Origin of the sequence: Plantactinospora solaniradicis (assembly GCF_042658085.1) — a bacterium.
In the GTDB taxonomy this organism is placed as follows: Bacteria; Actinomycetota; Actinomycetes; order Mycobacteriales; family Micromonosporaceae; genus Plantactinospora; species Plantactinospora solaniradicis.
Map to the genome: position 1 here is coordinate 79,203 of NZ_JBHSPR010000007.1, position 18,258 is coordinate 97,460.

General features: G+C 71.0%; 14 protein-coding genes. 6 read left to right on the forward strand and 8 right to left on the reverse strand.

Features of this window, described 5'->3' with window-relative positions; all coding sequences use genetic code 11:
• The first annotated feature begins 145 nt into the window (after positions 1 to 145).
• A complete protein-coding gene (locus tag ACFP2T_RS06470) occupies positions 146 to 457 on the forward strand; it encodes a hypothetical protein (protein ID WP_377418454.1) in 312 nt (103 codons plus the stop codon).
• Positions 458 to 529: 72 nt separating this feature from the next.
• Here the strand turns inward: ACFP2T_RS06470 and ACFP2T_RS06475 are convergent, their stop codons facing one another.
• The gene (locus ACFP2T_RS06475) at positions 530 to 3,901 is read right to left on the reverse strand and encodes a BTAD domain-containing putative transcriptional regulator (protein ID WP_377418456.1); all 3,372 of its coding nucleotides are present in this window, start codon (positions 3,899 to 3,901) and stop codon (positions 530 to 532) included.
• 357 nt (positions 3,902 to 4,258) lie between these two features.
• Between ACFP2T_RS06475 and ACFP2T_RS06480 the strand changes: the two genes are divergently transcribed.
• From ACFP2T_RS06480 to ACFP2T_RS06495, 4 genes are all read left to right on the forward strand, one after another.
• Positions 4,259 to 5,095 carry a hypothetical protein gene (locus ACFP2T_RS06480; protein ID WP_377418459.1) on the forward strand — a complete coding sequence of 279 codons (837 nt, stop codon included), beginning with the start codon at positions 4,259 to 4,261 and terminating at the stop codon, positions 5,093 to 5,095.
• A 124-nt stretch (positions 5,096 to 5,219) separates the two neighbouring features.
• A complete protein-coding gene (locus tag ACFP2T_RS06485; protein ID WP_377418462.1) occupies positions 5,220 to 6,002 on the forward strand; it encodes an LLM class flavin-dependent oxidoreductase in 783 nt (260 codons plus the stop codon).
• Positions 6,003 to 6,254: 252 nt separating this feature from the next.
• Positions 6,255 to 7,565: an Hsp70 family protein gene (locus ACFP2T_RS06490; RefSeq protein WP_377418465.1), complete on the forward strand. Its 1,311-nt coding sequence runs from the start codon at positions 6,255 to 6,257 to the stop codon at positions 7,563 to 7,565.
• 340 nt (positions 7,566 to 7,905) lie between these two features.
• Positions 7,906 to 8,136, forward strand: a complete 231-nt coding sequence (locus ACFP2T_RS06495) for a hypothetical protein (protein ID WP_377418468.1) — start codon at positions 7,906 to 7,908, stop codon at positions 8,134 to 8,136.
• A 75-nt stretch (positions 8,137 to 8,211) separates the two neighbouring features.
• On the opposite strand, the gene ACFP2T_RS06500 is transcribed toward ACFP2T_RS06495, so the two are convergent.
• From ACFP2T_RS06500 to ACFP2T_RS06530, 7 genes are all read right to left on the reverse strand, one after another.
• Positions 8,212 to 8,958: a 4'-phosphopantetheinyl transferase family protein gene (locus ACFP2T_RS06500; protein WP_377418471.1), complete on the reverse strand. Its 747-nt coding sequence runs from the start codon at positions 8,956 to 8,958 to the stop codon at positions 8,212 to 8,214.
• A gap of 323 nt (positions 8,959 to 9,281) precedes the next feature.
• Positions 9,282 to 9,953, reverse strand: coding sequence for an L-ribulose-5-phosphate 4-epimerase (locus ACFP2T_RS06505; protein WP_377418474.1), 672 nt, complete (start codon positions 9,951 to 9,953; stop codon positions 9,282 to 9,284).
• 179 nt (positions 9,954 to 10,132) lie between these two features.
• Positions 10,133 to 11,803 (reverse strand): ribulokinase, encoded by a 1,671-nt coding sequence (gene araB / locus ACFP2T_RS06510; protein ID WP_377418477.1) that lies wholly within the window; start codon positions 11,801 to 11,803, stop codon positions 10,133 to 10,135.
• Between the two features lie 107 nt (positions 11,804 to 11,910).
• Positions 11,911 to 12,909 (reverse strand): galactofuranose ABC transporter, permease protein YjfF, encoded by a 999-nt coding sequence (gene yjfF / locus ACFP2T_RS06515; protein WP_377418480.1) that lies wholly within the window; start codon positions 12,907 to 12,909, stop codon positions 11,911 to 11,913.
• Positions 12,910 to 13,011: 102 nt separating this feature from the next.
• Positions 13,012 to 14,064 (reverse strand): ABC transporter permease, encoded by a 1,053-nt coding sequence (locus tag ACFP2T_RS06520; RefSeq protein WP_377418483.1) that lies wholly within the window; start codon positions 14,062 to 14,064, stop codon positions 13,012 to 13,014.
• Positions 14,064 to 15,626 carry a sugar ABC transporter ATP-binding protein gene (locus ACFP2T_RS06525; protein ID WP_377419913.1) on the reverse strand — a complete coding sequence of 521 codons (1,563 nt, stop codon included), beginning with the start codon at positions 15,624 to 15,626 and terminating at the stop codon, positions 14,064 to 14,066. Before ACFP2T_RS06525 ends, ACFP2T_RS06520 begins: the two co-directional genes overlap by 1 nt.
• An 88-nt stretch (positions 15,627 to 15,714) precedes the next feature.
• On the reverse strand, positions 15,715 to 16,656 hold the full coding sequence (locus ACFP2T_RS06530; RefSeq protein WP_377419915.1) for an ABC transporter substrate-binding protein: 942 nt from the start codon (positions 16,654 to 16,656) through the stop codon (positions 15,715 to 15,717).
• A 410-nt stretch (positions 16,657 to 17,066) separates the two neighbouring features.
• Between ACFP2T_RS06530 and ACFP2T_RS06535 the strand changes: the two genes are divergently transcribed.
• Entirely contained in the window at positions 17,067 to 18,050 is a 984-nt protein-coding gene (locus ACFP2T_RS06535) for a LacI family DNA-binding transcriptional regulator (protein ID WP_377419917.1), read from the forward strand.
• The last annotated feature ends 208 nt before the right edge of the window (positions 18,051 to 18,258 follow it).

The following is an 18,258-nucleotide window of genomic DNA, read 5'->3' on the forward strand; positions in this document are numbered from 1 at the left end:
AGCGCCTCCGGGGTACGAAGGTGACGATCCGTGACGTTCCGCGCACCAACCCGCCGCCCCTGGCGCCGAGCCGTTTCCGCCGACCGGCTACGACCCGGTCCGCCTCGGGGCATGCTCAGGTGGTGGACGGCGAAGGAGGTACGGCGTGAAGACCTACGACGACGACTGGACCGAGGACCAGCGCGCGCTGTACGACGAGTGCTACGACCTCGGCGAGGGCTGGGCCGGGGACCCGGACACCGACGCCGACCAACTGCAGGACGTGCTGAACCTGGCCGAGGTCGACGAGGACGAACTCGCCGACGTGGACCTCACCTACCCCCCGCTGGTCGACGCGGTGGCCGAGGCGACCGGGGAACTGGTCACCAGCGTGACCGCCGACCGGGACGACCCGGCGTTCCGCGGCTTCGTCGACGGTGCGCGGCAGGGCGCCGAGGAGGACGTCTTCGGCCTCTGACTCCGTGGGCACGGGCAGCCGCGACGCGCCAGGCGGACCGGCGGCCACCCCGGGGCCGGCGGACCGACGGCATCACCGGGTCCGGCGGACCGGGACGCCGAGCACCGCCATCGCCCGCTGGTACCGCCGGTACGCCTCGTCCGCCTCGCCGTACCGACCGGCCGAGGTCAGTACCGAGATCAGCTCCTCGTGCGTCCGCTCGTCGTACGGCTCGGCTTCCAGCGCCCGGCGCAACTGGTGGGCCGCCTGCTCCTGGTCGCCCCGGTGCCGGGCCAGCTCGGCCAGGGCCCGGACCACGCGCAGATAGAGCCGGCGCATCTCGTCCCGCACCGGGACCGCCCAGTCGTCGTACGGGTCGTCGACCAGGAAGTCGCCCTGGTAGCGCTGCTCGGCAAGGCCCAGGATGTCCTGTGCGAGGGTGGTCTCGCCGCGTTCGAACCGGCGCAGACCGAGCAGCGCCTCGGCCTGGAACAGTTCCACGTCGAGTTCCACCTGTTCGACATCCAGCGCGACGCTGGCGCGCTCGGCCACCACGTACCGGTCCACCGGACCCCGCCGGTGCGGATCCAGGACGCCGCGCAAAAGGGAGAGCAGCACCGAGAGTCGGTGACCGACCCGACCCGGCTCCTCGTCGGGCCAGAGCAGCTCGGCGAGTTGTTCCCGGGACACCGGGCGCCCCCGGCGGGCGGCCAGGATCCGGAGCAGATCCCGGGCCTTGCGGGACTGCCAGGCCGAGGTCGGCACCGGGTGGCCGTCGACGCGTACCTCGAACCGGCCCAGGGTGCGTACCGCGACCTTCGCCGCCAGCCGCTCCGGACCGGTCGACGCGAGGTCGACCACCTCCGCCTCGGCGAGCCGCGTGGCGGCGACCCGGGCGTCGATCCGATCCGCCGCGCCCGCTCCGGGCGACTGCCCGATCAGCACGCACACCCGATCGGCCTCGATCCGCGCACCGATCTCGCGCAGGATCGCGCCGGCCTCCAGCAACGCCTGCCGGGCAACCCGCGGGTCGTCGGCGGCGGCGGCCCGCAACCGCAGCGCCTCGGCGAGTCCGGCGCGGTCCTGATGCAGCCGGGCCTGCTCCTCCACCTCGCTCGCGAGTCGGACCGCCCGGGGCAGGTCCGGTACGGAGACCGCCACCCAGCCCAGCGCACACCGGGCCACGACGGCGTGCGGGCCGTGGGCCAGCTCGACGGCCCGTTCGGCCAGGGCGGTGGCGGTGGTCGGATCCTCCCTGGCGATGACCAGGGCCAGACCAGCCAGCGCCGGGACCAGGGCGAACAGGTTTCCGCGCGGTTCGCTGACCCGTACCGCCTCCTCGTATGCCGCCCGGGCCAGGCTGTCCCGGCCGCGCAGCAGGTGCAGTTGTCCGAGACCGATCAGTGGCAGGGCGATGTGACCCGAACCGATCCGCTGGTGCACCGCCAACGACCGTTCGTAGTCGGCCGTCGCCTCGTCGAGCCGGCCGAGCCGGGCCAGCCCGGCGCCTCGGACGGCCAGCGCCAGCGCCAGCATCGGTGGATGTCCGGCGACCTCGGCCAGTTCGACCGCATCGGCCGCCTCGGCCACCGCCTCCCGGTACTCGGCCACGCCGGATCGGGCCGCCGCGAGGTTGACCCGGGCCCACGCCGCCAGTCCGAGATCGCCGACGGAATCGGCCAGCCGTAGCGCCTCGGTTAGCTGACCGAACACGGCCGACCGGTCACCGGTCAACCGCGCCGTCAGTCCCGCACCCACCCCGGCGGTCGCCAACGCCTGGGCGACCGCCAGCTCCGCTCCGGTCGCCCGCGCCGCCAGCCCTGGCGAGGCCGCCCGCGCCGCCAACTCCGAGCCGGTCGCCCGCGCCGCCTGCTCCGGCCCGGTCGCCCGCACCCTCCGTTCCGGCCCGGTCGGGGCCGTGGTCTGGCCCGGGACGGACGGCATCGCCGATCCCGGATCGGTCGGCGCCGCCGGGCCGGGCGGCCGGACCGGCATCGTCGGAACCGGGGCTGCTGCCGCGGCTGCGGCCGCGACGACCAGGGCCTGTCGGGCCCGCTCCCGGGCCGGGCCGGCGTTTCCCGAGAGCGCGTACGCACACCCGGCCCAGCCGAGCAGCAGCGCCTCGTCGACCGTCCGTCCGGTGCCGGCCGACGCCTGCTCGAAGAGCTCGATCGCGGCGAGTGGCTCGCCGCGCGACAGGTACACCAGCCCGTATCGCCAGGCGAGTGCCGGGGTCAGCCCGGCCCGCCGGCCAGCGAGCGTCCGGTAGACCTCGAGTGCGGAGTCCGCCTCGCCGACCGTCCGCAACGCGTCGGCACGCAACTGGCGCAGCGGCGTACGCAGGGCCAGCGGCAGCGACTCGATGGCGGTGGCGACCATCGCGCTCTCACCGTCGGCGAGCAGCCGTGCGCCGGATCGCCGCAGCACCCGGACCGCCGACTCGACGCGGCCGGCGTCCTGGTAACCGCGCAGCGCCGCCGCCGGCAGACCGTGTTCGGCGTACCAGTCGGCCGCCCGGACCCGCAGGGCGGTGACCTGTGCCGACGGCAGCGGCAGGTGCCGGTGCACCGCGCTGGCGACCAACGGGATCGCCGGATATCCGGTTCCGTCCGGCCGCTCCGGACCGAACAGCCCGACGGCGGCCAGCGAGCGCAGCAGGCGCCCGGCCCGCCGGGGATCCGCCCCGCCGACCAGCTCGGGATGCGCCGGGTCGAGCCGTGCGGCCAGACGCAGCAGCCGGGCGGCCTCCGTCGGCAACTCCGGGAAGACCTCACGGATCAGGTACGCCTCGGCCCACGCGGCGGCGCCGGGCAGCGAGGTCGGGGCGTCATCGTGGCTTCCACCGTCCCGGAGCCCCTCGGCCAGCAGATGGACCAGCACCGGCCAGCCGGCGGTCGACCGGTGCACCGTCCGGGCCAGTGCCGGGTCCGGCAGGTCGTAGTTGTCGCGCAGCACGTCGGCCACCTCGGCGGGCGAGAGTGCCAGGTCCGCCGGGCCCAGCACGCCCAGTTCGCCACGTCGGCACCCGCCATCGACCAGGGCGGACGCGGGCGGGTGACGGGTGAGGATCACCAGTCGGACCCGGTCGGGCAGCCGTCGCGCCGCGGCCAGTACGGCCCGCAGCCGCGCGCTGGGCATTCGGCCGACGTCGTCGAACACGAGCCACAGATCGTGCCCGACGTCGTCGTCAGTGGACCTCAGCAGTTCGGTCAGGTGAACGTCCGGGCCATCGTCGGCACCGCCGTCGAACACCGCGCCGCATTCCGCCGGGGTGCACCATCGGCTGCTGGCCTGCGCCAGCATCCGCCGTACCGTGGTCGTCTTGCCGTAGCCGGCCGCCGCCACGACGAAGGTACAGCGCCGGCCCGGCAGCCTCGGCGGGATCGGCGACTGCTGTCGGCGTTCGGGCCCTGGCCGGACGGACGGCGCAGGGCGGATCGACGGTGGCACGGGTGACGCGCGCAAGCTGAAGCTCCTCCCCCGGTGGCCGGTATCGACACGGTTGGGGGGCGCCGGGCGACAGCATATCGATACAAGGCGGGCATTTGCCTGCGACAAGTCGGAACGCCGACACCTCCGCCAAGGAAGTTCCACCGCCGGTCCGCTGGCGTCCCTGATCCGGCCGTGACCGCGCCGTGATCCGGCCCTGATCCGGCCCTGATCGCGTCCTGATCCGGCCCGGACCGCACCGTGACGGCCCTGACCAGGCTGGACCGTGTGCCACCGCCAGCTCCGGCGGCGGGCGACGAAGGGAGATCTGCAGCGATGGCTGTCAAGAGGATCAGGGAATGGCGCGGGACCGCGCAGGCCCTTGTGTTGGTCATGGCGATTGGCACGATCGGCATCGGCGGGCCTGCCCGGGCAGGCGGCGCCGGCGCTCGGAGCGACTCCGGCACGCGGGTCGCCGCCCCGGTACGCGTCGCCGCAACCAGCGCGTCGAACTCGCTCGCGAGCAAGAGCATCGTGGCCACCTGCCCGGCGGGGCAGCGGGTCTACGGCGCCGGTGGCGAGATCAACGGTGGCGGGGGCAACGTGACCATGGACGACATCACCCCCAGCCTCGCCCTCAACAACGTGCTCGTGACCGCGGTCGAGAACGGCGCGTTCGCCAACAACTGGACCGTCACCGCGTATGCGATCTGCGGCGTCAACACGCTCAACCTGCAACGCATCCAGTTCACCAGCGTGAGCAACTCCGTCACGCCCAAGTCGGTCTTCGCCGGCTGTCCGTCCGGCCTCCGGCTCTACGGCCTCGGTGCCGAACTCAACGGTGCCGGCGGCAACGTCTTCCTCGACGACCTCACCCCGAACGCGGGGCTGACCGGGGCGACCGTCACCGGGTACGAGAACGGCGCGTTCGCCAACAACTGGAACATCACCGGGTACGCGATCTGTGGCAACCCCTCGGCGAACATGGTGCGTCGGGTGCTGACCAGTGCCGCCGCCTCACCCGTGGCGGCCTCGGCCACCACGGCCGCCTGTCCGGCGGGTACCAGGGTGCACGGGGTGGGCGCCGAACTCAGCGGTGCGCTCGGAGCGGTCGTCATCGACGACCTGCGCCCCAACGTGGGCCTGCTGACGGCGACCGCGACCGGCGCCGAGAACGGCCCGTTCGCCGGCAACTGGACCGTCACGTCGTACGCGATCTGCTCGGCCTGATCCCGACGGGTACGGGGCGCCGCGCCTCCGTCGCCCTCGGTTCGGAGCCGGGGGCGGCGGATCCCGCCATCCCGGTAAGCGGCCGGGACAGCCGAAATCGACGCCGCCCGGTAGACATGCGGACATGCGGTACGCCATCTCCATTCCGCCCGCCGGGCCACCGGCCGATCTCGTCGCCTGCGCCGTCGCGGCGGAGCACGCCGGATGGGACGCCTTCTTCCTCTGGGATCACGTCTACGGGTCCGACGGGATGCCACTGCACGATCCCTGGGTGCTGCTCGGCGCGATCGGGGCCGCCACCGACCGGGTCCGGCTCGGCGCGATGGTCACGCCACTGGCCCGGCGCCGGCCGTGGAAGGTGGCCAAGGAGGTGATCACCCTGGACCAGCTCACCGGTGGACGGGTCGTGGTCGGTGTCGGGCTCGGTATCCCGGACAGCGACTTCACCGCCTTCGGCGAGTCGGCCGACCCGCGTACCCGGGCCGCCACGCTCGACGAGGCGCTGGTCGTGCTGGACGGCCTGCTGCGCGGCGCCGAGGTGGACCATGCCGGTCCCCGGTTCCAGGTACGGGCCCGACTCACCCCGGGCAGCGTCCAGCGGCCACGGCCGCCGATCTGGGTCGCCGCGACCTGGCCCCACCGGCGCCCACTGGCCCGGGCCGCCCGTTACGATGGGGTGTTCGCGCTGGGCCGCGACGCGGTGGGCGGCCTGACGCCCGACCAGGTGGCCGAGGTACGCGCCATCCTCGGTCCCGACCGGGACATCGTGCTGCCGTACGACCCGGCGGTCCCGATCGACGAACACGCCGCCGCCGGGGTCACCTGGTCGGTGATCGGTCCGGACGAGCCCTCCGGTGACTGGCTCGCCGCGCTACGGCGGCGGATCGAGGCCGGTCCGCCCGGCTGAACCGGGCACCCACCTGCTGGTGGTGCCAACGTCCCACGCCTCGATGCCAATGCGGACAGGACCGACAGGACCCGCCACCGTTCGGATGGAACAGGCGGCTGCTCCTTTATGGATCTGGCCGGTAGTATGCGGCTGATGAGAGGCCGCCGGTTGGCCGTCGACTTCGGGCGGGTCCATGTGACCGCCGCGCTTACCAGCCGGACCGGACAGGTCAGACCATTACGGTTTGGGCGGGAAGATCTCCTTCCCGCGATGCTGTGCATCGATTCGGACGGCGTCCTGCGCATCGGACATGATGCCGAGATCGCCAGCTCCGAGCAGCCTCGAGTCGTCGAGCCGAGCGCGACGAGCTATCTCGAGGACAGGGTCATCAGCCCGGTCGAGCCGGTGGATCTCATGGCCGCCTTCCTGCAACAGGTGCTCGCCAATGCCCGCGGCGTCAATGCTGCTGATCTGGCCGAGTTGCGAGTCGTCGCCAAGCCGCGTGACCGGATGCCGCATTGGATCATCGAACAGGCCGCCGCCCGAATCGGCCTCCCGGATCCGGTCCGTGTCCCGACGGCGGCGGCCGCCATGGCCGGCCTACTGCACAGCCGTTGCGTCGTGCCGCCGTGGGAACACGTCGTCGTGGTGGACATCGGCGGCGGCGACACCACGGTCAGCCTGGTCGTCCGGGAGGACGATGGCGTCGAGGTGCGGGCGGGGGTGCAGATCCAGCATCTCGGGGGTGTCAGCCTCGATGCCGCCGTCGCCAGGGGACTGCTGCACCGGCACCACATCGTCCGGGAGGATACGGCTCCGTCGTTGCTCGGCCCACCGCACGGAACCACCGGCGAACAGTGGCTGCTCTGGCGCAATATCCGGCGGGCCAGGGAGATGGTGTCCGCCACGGCGTCCACGTCCGTCGAGCTTCCGGACCTTGGCCGGGCCGTCCGGCTGACAGCGCTCGACGTGGAGAGGTTCGGCAGCCCTCAACTCGAGGTCATCGCGGCGGCGATCGACGACGTGGTCGAACATCTGGGTCCGACCGCCAGGCGTCAGCCCGTGCCAGTCTGGTTCGTTGGCGGAACCAGCCGTATGCGCGGCCTCGCCGTACTCGGCGCCGGACGCGGCTGGGGCCCGGCCAGGGTGGCGCCCTGGCCGAGACCGAGCCTGGCCGAAAGCGCACTGCGCGCTCGCCGGCTCCGGTACGTCGTTTCGGCGGACAACATCCGGATCAGTGACCTCGATCCGGAGCTGGCTCGATTGACGGCCGGCCGTCCCGCCGACGCGTCAATCGGCACCGCAGACCGGCTACCGGCATGGCTCATCCGAGGCGTGGCCGAGGTGCTGTCGTTGTCCGACGAACTCGCCGCGTCGGCGCCCGGAGGAGATCGCGTCAAGGTGCTGGCCAATCGGAGCGGTCTGTCGAACCACGCCGTCGCGACAGCCTGGCAAGTACGCAACCAGTGCGCCCACCCCCACGAGCACGGCTGGCCGCAACGTCCCGAATTGAATTCCGCGCTCGCCACCCTGCGTGAGCTTCGCCGGAGAATCCGGTCGGCACCCGTAACCGGCGAATAGGTCAGCGGATGCCGCCCGCTCTCCAGCCGGGTCGGCAGGTCTGTGACGTTCGGTCGGTTCGCCGCGTCGACGAGCAGGCAGAGCCGGAGATCGTCGTGGAGCGCCCAGCGCAGGACGGCATACAGGTTGTCCCGCTCGATGTCGAGGCGGCGTAGCCAGGTCAACTGCTCGGCGCGGAGCAGCCGGGGTCGTCCGGGTACGGATCGGACGTCAACCTACAAACGTGCGCGACGGCGGCCGGGCTCATGCCTCCGGTGAAGACGCTCAGCCGCGCGGCCAGACGTCGTTCCTCCGGAGTGAGCAGGCCCCAGCTCCAGGCCACCACCGAGCGCAGGGTCTGGTGCCGGACCGGCGCCGTACGGTCTCCCCGGGACAGCAGTTGGAACCGGTTGTCCAGCGTGTCAGCCGGCCGGTGCCGCTGACGGTCGAGACGGTCGCCGGTGGCGGGGCGACCCTGACGGCGCGGGCCCGTACGTCGATCGACCGCTACGCGTTCGGCCTGACCAACGCCAGAGGCATGACGGGCCGACGGCTCCACCTGACCCTGGACGTCGTCGCCGTCCACGCGTGACGTCGCGCCACCACCACCGCCGCGACGGCTCGGGGAACCGGATGCGCGGAGCGGCACCGGTCCGGGCCGGTACGGTCAGCCCGCCGGCCGAGGCTCCCCGCTGAGGGTCGTGCCGGAGAACTCCGCCTGGGTGATCCGAACCGGCTCGGTGGTGAGTACGGCGACGGCGGCCATGTAGCCCGGACCCGCGTCGAGGTCGTACAGCCGCACCGGCCCGTCCAACGGGCGGTCACCCGACCACTCGACGAGTTGGGCCGGTACGTCGGGCGGGGTGAGGGTGATCGTGCTCATCGGCACGGCGAGCCCGTGCCCGGTCGCCTTCAACAGGGCCTCCTTGCGGGCCCAGTAGCCGAAGAACGCCGTCCGGGCGGTCTCCGCCGGTTGCCCCGCCCACCAGCGCAGTTCGGCGGGTGCGAGCACCGTGCTGCTCAACGCCGCCACCTCCGTGCCCTCCGCCAACTCCTGGACGTCGAGGCCGACGGGCTCCGCCGCCACCGCGAGACCGACCCAGTCGCCCGAGTGGGTCAGCGAGAAGTCGAGCGTGGTCGCCGGCCACTCGACCACCGGCTTGCCGTGTCCGGCGCCGCAGTGCCGGCAGTGCCGGGAGAACCGCAGCTCGGCCGGGGGCACGCCGAGGTAGTGACCGAGCAGCAGCCGTACGCCGACGTGCGCGGCCTGGTAGCGGTCCCGGTCGGCGGCCCGGAGAAAGCGCCCGTGCCGCTCGCGCTCGTCCTGGTCGAGTACGTCGAACCCGCCCCAGTGACCGGAACCCATCGGCAGGCGCCACACCTGACACTCGCCGACCGTCGGTGCCGTCGGCACGACCGGCCCACCGGAGTACGTCGACGGCGACCCGACCGGCCCGGGGCCCGACGACGGTGCGGACGTCGACGGTGCGGACGTCGGCGCTGGTTCGGACCTCGACGCTGGTTCGGACCTCGGCGCCGGAAGCCTGGTCGGCTCGGCGGACGGGCGAGGAGATCCGGTCAACGGTCACCACCATCGGTCGCGGGGCAGACGGGCGAACGCGGGCAGCCAGCCACGAATCGGGCAACCACCCACGGATAGCTGTAGGCGAGCATGCCAGAGGCGGCGGTCGGCACACCAGCCCCGCGGGCGTGCCGCGCCGACCGCCGCCGCTCGGATCACCGCTGGCCGTAAACGCCCTGGTAGCGCTCGTAGAGGGCATCGATGTGCTGCGGCTCGATGGGCACCAGTGCGCCACCGGACCGGGCGATGTGCACCGTACGGGCCACGTCCTCGCACATCACCGCCGCCTTCACCGCCGCCTTCGCGCTGGCGCCGATCGTGAAGACGCCGTGGTTGCGCATCAGCACCGCCGGGGAGCGGTGCCCGGCGAGCGTGGCCACGATTCCCTTGCCGATGTCGTCCCCGCCGATCAGGGCGAACGGACCGATCGGAATCTCCCCGCCGAACTCGTCGGCCATCGCGGTGAGTACGCACGGGATCGACTCGCCCCGGGCGGACCAGGCGGTGGCGTACGGGCTGTGCGTGTGCACCACCCCGTTGACGTGCGGCATGGCGCGGTAGACGTACGCGTGCGCGTCGGTGTCGCTCGACGGCGAGTGGTTGCCGTCGACGACGTTTCCGTCCAGGGTCGTCACCACCATCGACTCCGGCGTCAACTCGTCGTACGACACGCCGCTTGGCTTGATCACCAGCAGGTCGGCACCCGGAACCCGGGCGCTGACGTTCCCGCTGGTCCAGGTGACGAGTTCCCAGCGGGTCAACTGCTCGTGCAACTGACACACCTCGCGGCGCAACCGGGCGATGGTGTCACTGACCGTGTCGCTCATGCCCGACCTCCGCTCCGCTCCGGCCGCCCATGAGTACCACTGAGCCAACCGATTCGCTCACTCCGCTCGCTCATGCCCGACCTCCGCTCCGCTCCGGCCGCCCATGAGTACCACTGAGCCAACCGATTCGCTCACTTCGCTCGCTCATGCCCGACCTCCGCTCCGCTCACTTCGCTCGCTCATGCCCGCGTCTCCTCGCGTAGTGCGTGCAACCGGTGCAGGACGTCGTTGCCACCCCGACCGAAGTAGTCGTGCAGCCGCTCGTACTCCGCGTACAACCGGTCGTAGACGTCGGCGCTGGCCGGATCCGGCTGGTAGACCGCCCGGCGGACCTTGCCCATCGCGGCGGCCGCGGCGGTGATGTCCGGGTAGGCCCCGGCGGCCACCGCCGCGTGGATCGCGGAGCCGAGCGCCGGACCCTGCTCGGAGTCGATGACGCTCAGCGGCCGGCGCAGCACGTCGGCGTAGACCTGCATGAGGAACTGGTTCTTCAGCAGCCCACCCGCCACGATGAACTCGGTCACCGGCACCCCGGAGGTGTCGAACGCCGACACGATGGTGCGGGTGCCGAACGCGGTGGCCTCGATGAGCGCCCGGTACTGGTCCTCGGGACGGGTGGCCAGGGTCTGCCCGACGATGACGCCGGACAGGTCGTGGTCGACCAGCACCGAACGGTTTCCGTTGTGCCAGTCCAGGGCGACCAGGCCGTGCTGGCCCGGACGCTGGGCGGCGGCCAGCGCGGTCAGGTGCTCGTGTACGCCGATGCCCTGCCGCGCGGCCTCCTCGACGTAGCCGGCCGGCACGCAGTGCTCGACGAACCAGCCGAAGATGTCGCCCACACCGCTCTGCCCGGCCTCGTACCCCCATCGACCGGGCACGATGCCGTCCCGGACCACCCCGCACATCCCCGGCACGTCGGCGAGGACGTCCGAAACCATGACATGGCAGGTCGACGTACCCATGATCGCCAGCATCTGGCCGGGCTCGACGGCGTTCGCGGCGGCGGCGGTGACGTGGGCGTCGACGTTGCCGACCGCGACCGCGATGCCGGCCGGCAGCCCGGTCCAGGCCGCGGCCTGGGGAGTCAACTGGCCGGCGAGCCCGCCGAGCGGGGCGAGCGGATGCGCGAGCCGGGTCTCGACGAAGTCGGCGAAGTCGGGGTTCAGTGCGGTCAGGTAGTCCCGCGACGGATACTGCCCGTCGGAGTGGATCCCCTTGTAACCGGCGGTGCAGACATTGCGGGTCTCGACGCCGCACAGTTGCCAGATGATCCAGTCGGCCGCCTCGATCCACCGCTCGGTACGGTCGTAGATCTCCGGATCCTCGGTCAGCACCTGTAGTGCCTTGGCGAACTGCCACTCCGCCGAGATCCGTCCGCCGTACCGGGGTAGCCACGGTTCGCCGCGTTCCTCCGCGAGCCCGTTGATCCGGTCGGCGTGCCGCTGGGCGGCATGGTGCTTCCAGAGCTTCGGGTAGGCGTGCGGCCGGTCTGCGAGCCCGGGTACCTCGTTCAGCGGCGTGCCGTCGGCGAGCGTCGGCAGCACCGTGCAGGCGGTGAAGTCCGTACCGATGCCGATCACCGACCCGGGATCGACCTCGGCGGCCGAGAGTGCCTTGGGCACCGCCTCACGCAGCACCGAACGCCAGTCCTCCGGCATCTGCAGCGCCCATCCGCCGGGCAGCGGCGCCCCCGTCTCCGGGAGGCGGTCGTCGATCACTCCGTGCCGGTACTCGTGCACCGCTGATCCGACCTCGGCGCCATCCGAGACCCGGACCACCACCGCCCGACCGGAGAGCGTGCCGTAGTCCACCCCCACGACGTACCGGTCACCGTTAGCGCTCACTTGCATTCCTCCTGGACTCCCGCTCTCTGTTGCCGTTCACAGTGTTACCGCTACCAGCGGGGCACGGCTACCGCGCTGCCGGTGCGGGACGGCTGGCGCCGCACCGGCCATGGCTAGCGTTGTCGTCTCGCCACGGTGCGCTGCAAGACGATGAAGGCGAACAGCAGCACGCCGATGACGATCTTCGTCCACCAGGAACTCAGGTCACCCTGGAACGTGATGATGGTCTGGATGAGGCCCAGCACCATGACGCCGAGCACCGTGCCGACCAGGTAGCCGGAGCCACCGGTCAGCAGGGTGCCGCCGATGACCACGGCCGCGATCGCGTCGAGTTCCATGCCGACCGCGTGCAGGCTGTTCCCGGAGAGCATGTAGAAGCTGAGCAGCACGCCTCCGAGCGCCGAGCAGAATCCGCTGATCGTGTAGACCGCGATCCGGGTGCGCGCCACCGGCAGTCCCATCAGCAACGCCGACTGCGGGTTGCCGCCGATGGCGTACGTGTTGCGGCCGAGTCGGGTGTAGCCGAGCACGTAGATGCCGATCGCGACCACCGCCAGGGCGATCAGGACGCTGATGGAGATGAAGAATCCGCCGAACCGGATCCGTTGCTGCGCGATCGAGGTCCAGAGCGGGTCGCTGATCGGGATCGACGACGTACTGATCGTGTAACAGAGCCCGCGGGCCAGGAACATCCCGGCCAGGGTCACGATGAACGGCTGGATCTCGAAGTAGTGGATGATGCAGCCCATGCCCAGCCCCAGCAGGGCGCCGATCAACAGCACCAACGGCAGGACCAGGTACGGCGACCAGCCCTGGTCCTGCAGCAACGTGGCGGAGAGCATCGTGGTCAGGGCCACCACGGCGCCGACCGAGAGGTCGATCCCGCCGGTCAGGATCACGAAGGTCATGCCGACCGCGACGACCAGCAGGAACGCGTTGTCGACGAATACGTTCAACACGACCTGGGTGTCGGAGAACCCGTCGTAGCGCAGCACTCCGGCGCTGTACATCACGACCAGCAGCGCTCCGGTGGCGAACAGCGGCAGGTACTTCTGCTGCGGTCGCAGGACGCGCGGTCGGCCCGCGTCCACCGTCCCCGGTACGGCGCTCATGTCCCCTCCTCGCTGCGCTCGTCGGACCCATGAGCTTGTACCGCGCCGAGCCAACCGACTCGCTCGCTCCGCTCGCTCATGTCCCCTCCTCGCTGCGCCCGGTCATGCTGGCACCTCCACCTTCGGCTGCTGTTGCCGGTCCGGCTGCGGGGGTGGGGGCTTCCGCCTGCGGTGGAAGACCTTCGCCCGGAAGGCCGGCGACTGCAACAGGCAGACCAGGGTCACCACCAGGGCCTTGAAGAGCAGCGTCGTCTCCGGCGGGATGCCGATGCTGTAGATGGTGGTGGTCAGGGTCTGGATGATCAGCGCACCCAGTACCGTGCCGCCCAGCGAGAACCGTCCGCCGGCCAGCGACGTGCCGCCGATGACGACCGCGAGGATGGCGTCCAGTTCGATCCAGAGTCCGGCGTTGTTGCCGTCGGCGCTGGACACGTTGGAACTGATCATCAGTCCGGCGATGCCGGCGCAGAGCCCGCAGAAGACGTAGCCGGTGAAGATGATCCGCCGGGAGTGGATCCCGGCCAGCCGGCTCGCCTCGGCGTTGCCGCCGACCGACTCGATCAGCAGACCGAGCGCGGTACGCCGGGTGAGCAGCAGCGCGAAGCCGAACACCACCAGCGCGACCAGGATCGAGAACGGCACGGTGAGCCAGTAGCCGCCACCGATCAACTTGTACGGCGAACTGTTGATCGTGATGATCTGGCCGTCGGTGATGAGCTGGGCCAGACCGCGTCCGGCGACCATCAGGATGAGCGTGGCGATGATCGGCTGGATACCGGCCTGGGCGACCAGCAGGCCGTTCCAGGCGCCGAGCAGCAGGGCCAGCCCGAGGGCGAGCCCGACCGCGAGCAGCACGCCGACCACGCTGTTCTGGTCGCTGAGCCCGCTGATCCGCAGGCACGCGAGGGCTCCGCAGATGGCGACCACCGAACCCACCGAGAGGTCGATCCCACCGGTCGCGATCACCAGGGTCATGCCGAGCGAGACCAGGATCAGTGGTGCGCCGAACCGCACGATGTCGATCAGGCTTCCGTACAGGTGCCCCTGGCGTACGTCGACGGCGAAGAAGTCGGGGCTGAAGAACAGGTTGCTCGCCAACAGGATCAGCAGGGTGGCCACCGGCCAGAAGAACCGGTGCCGGATCACGCCGGCCATCACACCTCCTTCCGGATCACGACCATGTCAGGATCTGGCGGCGGAGGATCGTCCTCCGATGGTGCCGAGCCGTTGCCGCTCGCGATGATCGACATGATCCGTCCCGCGGTCACCTCGTCGTCGTTGGCCAGTTCGTCGACCATCCGCCGGTCCCGTAGTACGGCGATCTTGTGGCTCAGCCGGAGCACCTCCTCCAGTTCGGCGGAGATGAAGAGTACGGCCATCCCACCGTCGGACAGCGTGACCACCAGCCGCTGGATCTCGGCCTTGGCGCCGACGTCGATGCCCCGGGTCGGCTCGTCGAGGATCAGCAGCCGAGGTTCGGTGATCAGCCAGCGTGCGAGCAGCACCTTCTGCTGGTTGCCGCCGCTGAGCTGGCCGACCAACGCCTCCGGATTGGCCGGCACGATCCGCAACGCCTGGACGTACCGGTCGACGAGTTCGTCCTGCCGGCGCCGTGGCAGCGGGCGGGACCAGCCCCGGGCGGCCTGCACGGCCAGGATGATGTTCTCCCGGACGGTGAGGTCCGCCACCAGCCCCTCGGTACGTCGGTTCTCCGAGCAGAAGGCGATGTCGTGGGACATCGCGGCGCGGGGGCCGCGCAGCGAGACCGGTTCGCCGTCCACCCGGAGCTGGCCGTGGTCGGCCCGGTCCGCTCCGAAGAGCAGCCGGGCCACCTCGGTCCGGCCGGAGCCGAGCAGCCCGGCCAGCCCGACCACCTCTCCCCGGTGGATGGCCAGACTGAACGGGGCCACCGCGCCGGTGCGCCCGAGATCGGCCGCCTCGACCACCGGCCGGTCCCGTTCCAGCGTGGCCAGCGACCGCCGGGGCTGCTCCTCCAGCTCCTCCAGGACCGCGAGTTCCTTGCCGATCATCGCGCTGACCAGGTCGAGCTGGCTCAGTTCGCGGGTGGCGTACTCGCCGACCAGGCGGCCGTTGCGCAGTACCGTCATCCGGTCGGAGATCTCGTAGACCTGGTCGAGGAAGTGGGTGACGAACAGGATCGCCATCCCTTCCCCCTTCAGTTGTCGCATCACCCGGAAGAGCTGGTCGACCTCGCTGGCGTCCAGGCTCGAGGTCGGCTCGTCGAGGATGAGCACCTTGGCGGAGATGTCGATCGCCCGGGCGATGGCGACCATCTGCTGTACGGCGAGGGAGTGGGCGCCGAGCGGGGCTGAGACGTCGATGTCCAGCCCCAGCCCGTCGAGCAGTCGCCGGGACCGGCGCCGCATCTCGCCCCACTGGATCGCCCCGAACCGCCGCGGTTCCCGGCCGATGTAGATGTTCTCCGCGACGGACAGGTTGGCGCAGAGGTTGACCTCCTGGTAGACGGTGCTCACGCCGGCCTGTTGCGCCTGCAACGGGCCGGCGAAGCGCACCGGCGTGCCGTCGAGGGCGATATCGCCCTCGTCGACGTCGTACACCCCGGTCAAGACCTTGATCAGCGTCGACTTGCCGGCGCCGTTCTCGCCCATCAGCGCGTGTACCTCGCCGGGGACGAGCCGGAAGTCGACCCCGTCGAGGGCCCTGACGCCGGGGAACCGTTTGCTGATGCCCGTCATGGTCAGGATCGCTGCGGGCTCCCCCACCGTGGCCATCCTCCTGCCTCCGTCCGTCGTGCCGGCTCGCCCGCGCCGCTGACCGCGCCGCTCAGTACTGGCGGTTCGGCAGTGCCGCCTTCGCCTGCTCCTGGGTGAACGTGGTCTCCTCGGTCAGCACCCGCGCCGGCACCGTCTCACCGGCGACGACCTTCTCCACCAGCTCCATCAGCTGTGGCCCGAGCAGCGGGCTGCACTCGACGATGTAGTTGATCTTTCCGTCGGCCAGCGCCTGCATCCCGTCCTTCACCGCGTCCACAGTGATGATTTTGATGTCCACGCCCGGCTTGAGGCCAGCCCCCTCGATCGCCTCGATGGCACCGAGACCCATGTCGTCGTTGTGCGCGTACAGGACGTCGATGTCCTTGTTGGCCTTCAGGAAGGCCTCCATGACCTCCTTGCCCTTGGCCCGGGTGAACTCGCCGGTCTGGGAGGCGATGATCTTGAACTTCGGGTCGGCCTTGATGACCTCGGCGAAACCGGCCTTGCGGTCGTTGGCCGGCGCCGAACCGGTGGTGCCCTGCAACTCCACGATGTTCACCGGCTCCGGCTTGCCCTGGTACTCGGTGACCAGCCACTCGCCGGCCTTCTTGCCCTCCAGCACGAAGTCCGACCCGATGAAGGTCTTGTAGAGCGTGGTGTCCGGGGAGTCGATCGCCCGGTCGGTCAGGATGACCGGGATCTTGGCGTCCTTGGCCTCCTTGAGCACCGTGTCCCACCCGGACTCCACCACCGGGGAGAAGGCGATGACGTCGACCTTCTGGGTGATGTACGACCGGATCGCCTTGATCTGGTTCTCCTGCTTCTGCTGCGCGTCGGAGAACTGCAGATCGATGCCGGCCTCCTTGGCCGAATCCTGGATGGACTTGGTGTTGGCCGTACGCCAGCCGCTCTCGGCTCCCACCTGGGCGAAGCCCAGGGTGATCTTGCCGTCGTCCGGTTGGCTTCCGCCCGCACCGTTGTCGCCCCCGCAGGCGGCCAATGCGGTCACCATCAGTCCGCCGAGTACAACGGCGGAGATCTTTTTCAGCACCGTTTCCTCCTCGCCTTGGGAACATCGTCAACTGTCGTGGTTACCGTTCACACCGGGAGCCAGGTACGGCCGGCTTACCGCCACCTCCACGACACCCGGGTTCGCTGTCGCCGGCCCACTTTTCCACGTGAAACGCCAGCACTGAGGGCATGCCAGACGTTCTGTGGGGCTTCCTGTGCCGAGAATGTTAACGTTCTCATGCTGCCCGTCAAGAGGTACCTCCGGCGACGGTATGCATCCGTGATTTTGCGACACCTTCGCCGCCCGTACCCGGGCGGCCGGTCGGAACGAAGGAGCGGCCGTTGACTGCTGACCGGATCGACGCCGATGACCAGCCGACCGGTGTGCCGCAGCGGACCCGGGGCTCGGTGATGCGCGACGTCGCGCGGCTGGCCGGTGTCTCGCACCAGACCGTCTCCCGGGTGCTCAACGACCACCCGAACGTACGGCCGGAGACCCGGGACAGGGTGCTGGCCGCGATGCGGGCGTTGAACTACCGACGCAACTCCGCCGCCCGTACCCTCGTCACCCGCAGGTCCCGCACCCTGGGACTGGTCGCCTTCGAGACGACGTTGTTCGGCCCGGCCTCCACGCTGTACGGAATCGAGCAGGCGGCCCGCGCCGCGGGCTACTTCGTCAGCGTCGCCAGCATCCGGGCCCTGGACCGCGAGTCGGTGCTGGAGGCGATCGACCGGCTCTGCGAGCAGTCGGTGGAGGGCATCGTGGCGATCGCGCCGAAGAACACCGTGGTGACCGCGCTCTCCCAGGCGCCGGCCGGGCTGGCCGTGGTCGGCGTCGGCGGTGGCGGCGAGTCCGTGCCCACGGTGTGCATCGACAACGCCACCGGCGCCGCGCTGGCCACCCGGCACCTGCTCGCCCTCGGTCATGCCACCGTGCACCACATCGCCGGGCCGGCGGACTGGCCGGAGGCGCGGGACCGGGTCGACGGCTGGCGTGAGGCGCTGTACGCCGTCGCCGCTCCGGTACCCGCGCCCCGGCTCGGCGACTGGAGCGCCCGGTCCGGATACGAGCAGGGCCGGCTGCTCGCCACCGACCCGTCGGTCACGGCGGTGTTCTGCGGCAACGACCAGATCGCCCTCGGCGCGTTACGAGCCCTGCACGAGGCCGGTCGGCGGGTGCCGGAAGATGTCAGCGTGGTGGGCTTCGACGACGTACCGGAATCCGGCTACTTCCTGCCGCCGCTGACCACGGTTCGACAGGATTTCGCCGAACTCGGCCGACGCAGTCTGGACCTGCTGATCGAGCAGCTCAACGGCGGTTCCCGGACGAACCGCCGGGTCTCGTTGACTCCCACGTTCGTCGCCCGGACCAGTTCGGGGCCGCCCTCGGCCTGACCCGAGGGGCCTTCCCCGCCAAGGCGGCGGCGACCCGGCTCGGAGCACCGGAAACGCGGCCGCGACAGGCGATCCGGCGAACCGGGTCCGGTCCGAAATGCCTACCGGGGGATTTCGCCGGATGCGCTGGCCCGGCGGTAATCCGGCCCTTGCGAGCCGCGGTCACGTAGGCCGTAGCCGACAGCACGGGTGGATACGAGGATCGTGA

What these genes read in the sequence shown, in the direction of transcription:
- ACFP2T_RS06480 (WP_377418459.1), top strand. Translation starts at nt 4,259, where the DNA reads ATGGCGATTGGCACGATCGGCATCGGCGGGCCTGCCCGGGCAGGCGGC.
- ACFP2T_RS06485 (WP_377418462.1), top strand. Translation starts at nt 5,220, where the DNA reads ATGCGGTACGCCATCTCCATTCCGCCCGCCGGGCCACCGGCCGATCTC.
- ACFP2T_RS06490 (WP_377418465.1), top strand. Translation starts at nt 6,255, where the DNA reads ATGCTGTGCATCGATTCGGACGGCGTCCTGCGCATCGGACATGATGCC.
- ACFP2T_RS06505 (WP_377418474.1), bottom strand. Translation starts at nt 9,953, where the DNA reads ATGAGCGACACGGTCAGTGACACCATCGCCCGGTTGCGCCGCGAGGTG.
- araB (WP_377418477.1), bottom strand. Translation starts at nt 11,803, where the DNA reads ATGCAAGTGAGCGCTAACGGTGACCGGTACGTCGTGGGGGTGGACTAC.
- yjfF (WP_377418480.1), bottom strand. Translation starts at nt 12,909, where the DNA reads ATGAGCGCCGTACCGGGGACGGTGGACGCGGGCCGACCGCGCGTCCTG.
- ACFP2T_RS06520 (WP_377418483.1), bottom strand. Translation starts at nt 14,064, where the DNA reads ATGGCCGGCGTGATCCGGCACCGGTTCTTCTGGCCGGTGGCCACCCTG.
- ACFP2T_RS06525 (WP_377419913.1), bottom strand. Translation starts at nt 15,626, where the DNA reads ATGACGGGCATCAGCAAACGGTTCCCCGGCGTCAGGGCCCTCGACGGG.
- ACFP2T_RS06530 (WP_377419915.1), bottom strand. Translation starts at nt 16,656, where the DNA reads ATGGTGACCGCATTGGCCGCCTGCGGGGGCGACAACGGTGCGGGCGGA.
- ACFP2T_RS06535 (WP_377419917.1), top strand. Translation starts at nt 17,067, where the DNA reads ATGCGCGACGTCGCGCGGCTGGCCGGTGTCTCGCACCAGACCGTCTCC.